We start from the raw sequence: 1,867 nt of genomic DNA on the forward strand, positions 1-1,867 counted from the left end.
CGGCTGCAGCCAGCTCGCAATATGTGCGTAATAATCTGGAGGCCAGTGCCCAATCCTATGTAGGGCAAGTCAACACGGGGTTGAAGAACAGCAAAGTCGAGAATGTGTATCTGCGCTTGGTAGGCACGGGAACCGCGCCCCACAACCCCGGTGTCGTCACCTCGGTATTGGATGATGTGAACACCTGGTTCGCTGCAGATATCGAGCGCACCGCCCCCGATTTGGTAGGCATGGTACAAAAGCCTACTGACGCACCGGGCAGCGCCGGTGGTTGGGCAGGCGTTGGCGGTGATACCCATGTGATAGGCGCACCCTGGCCGGGCGCCTATCGCCATGAAGTCGGTCACAACGTGGGCGGGGTTCACTGCCCCGACGGCAGCGGCTACCACTTTGGCCATACCCTTGGCGAAGGGCGCGGCACCATCCAGTGCGGCAATGATTTAGCCTACTACTCATCGCCCCTGATTAAAGACGAACAGGGCAATGTGCTGGGCGATGCGCAAAACAGCGATATGGCGCGCAAATGGCGCGAGCGTGCGGCAGAGATGTCGGCCAACCGCACCCACAAAGTGCCATTTCCTGATGCACCCGCCACCGGCATCACCCTGCAAGCCGAGGACTACACCGGTTTTTACGACACCACCAGCGGCAATACCGGCGGCGCTTACCGCCAGGATGGCGTGGATATCCAGGCCACCACGGACACCGGCGGCGGCCACAATGTTGGCTGGATTGCCAATGGTGAATGGCTGGCTTACAAGGTCAACCTGCCAGCAGCAGGGCGCTATCAGGTGTCCTACCGCGTTGCCAGTCTGAACACCCAAGGCGTGATTCAGTTTGAGAAGCAAGGCGGCACTCCGGTTTACGGCCAGGTTTCTGTGCCCGTCACCGGTGGCTGGCAACAATGGACTACCGTCAGCCACGAAGTGAGCTTGCCAGCGGGCGAGCAATTTGTTGCTCTCGCCCTCAAAACCGGCAGCTTCAATCTCAACTGGATCAAGCTGGACAAACTGCCCGATAGCCTGGGCACCTTCCGCCTGCAAAATGTGTGGCAAACCACCCAGTACATTCACATCGAAAACGGTATCCCCGAATCAACCGATGTACCCGCCGGTTACTGGAGTTCGCAATGGGTATTCGAACCGGTGAGTGGATCGAACATTGTGCGCCTGGTTAACCGCTGGAAACCCGATCAGGTATTGACCATCAGCAATGGCAACCTCACTGCCGCGAGTGCTGCCAAAACCGACACCAATAGCCACTGGGAATTGGAAAAAGTGACCGCCAATGAGTACCGCCTCAAGAATCGTGCGGCACCCACGCAATACATCCACAACCAATACGGACGCTTGCAGGTAGGCAGTATCCAACCGGGTTGGTGGAGCGCTCGCTGGACACTTGTCGCCGCGCAATAAACCTGAAGTGAACAAAAAAGCGCGTATCCGGGCGACCGGGTACGCGCTTTTTTTATTGCCTATTTGGCATTTTTAAGCGATATCTGCCGCACTCTCTTTAATTATTATTTATACTATAAATAATATTCTAATAGATTACACACGAGACCTATGCCATCAGGCTGCACAATGGGCACCTGATGAGCATCCAGCATCTACGATTTCGCTCTTCACATTGAGGTTTTGTCATGACAGGTAATTTTAACAGAGCACTGCTGTGCACCAGTATTTTGGCCTTGGGGGCATGCGGTGGTTCCGGCGGAGGGGGCTTGCCCGAGGCCAAAAGTTCGTCTTCGCTCGCCGCCTCCTCGCTCAGCTCTTCGGCGCAATCCAGTAGCGTTGCGCCGATTTTTTCGAGCAACTTTGCCCTTGGCGCCGACATCAGCTGGGCATCTGAAATGGAAACCAACGGC

1 protein-coding gene and 1 pseudogene are annotated in these 1,867 nt (G+C 56.2%); both read left to right on the forward strand.

Annotated features, from left to right (window positions below; genetic code table 11):
• Positions 1–1,415: carbohydrate-binding protein (locus tag ACWA6V_RS21120; protein ID WP_449524328.1), on the forward strand; the 1,415-nt coding region annotated here is incomplete at its 5' end.
• 227 nt (positions 1,416–1,642) lie between these two features.
• Positions 1,643–1,867 (forward strand): annotated as a pseudogene (locus ACWA6V_RS21125) (arabinogalactan endo-1,4-beta-galactosidase); the annotation flags it as partial.

This window comes from Cellvibrio sp., from assembly GCF_053579595.1.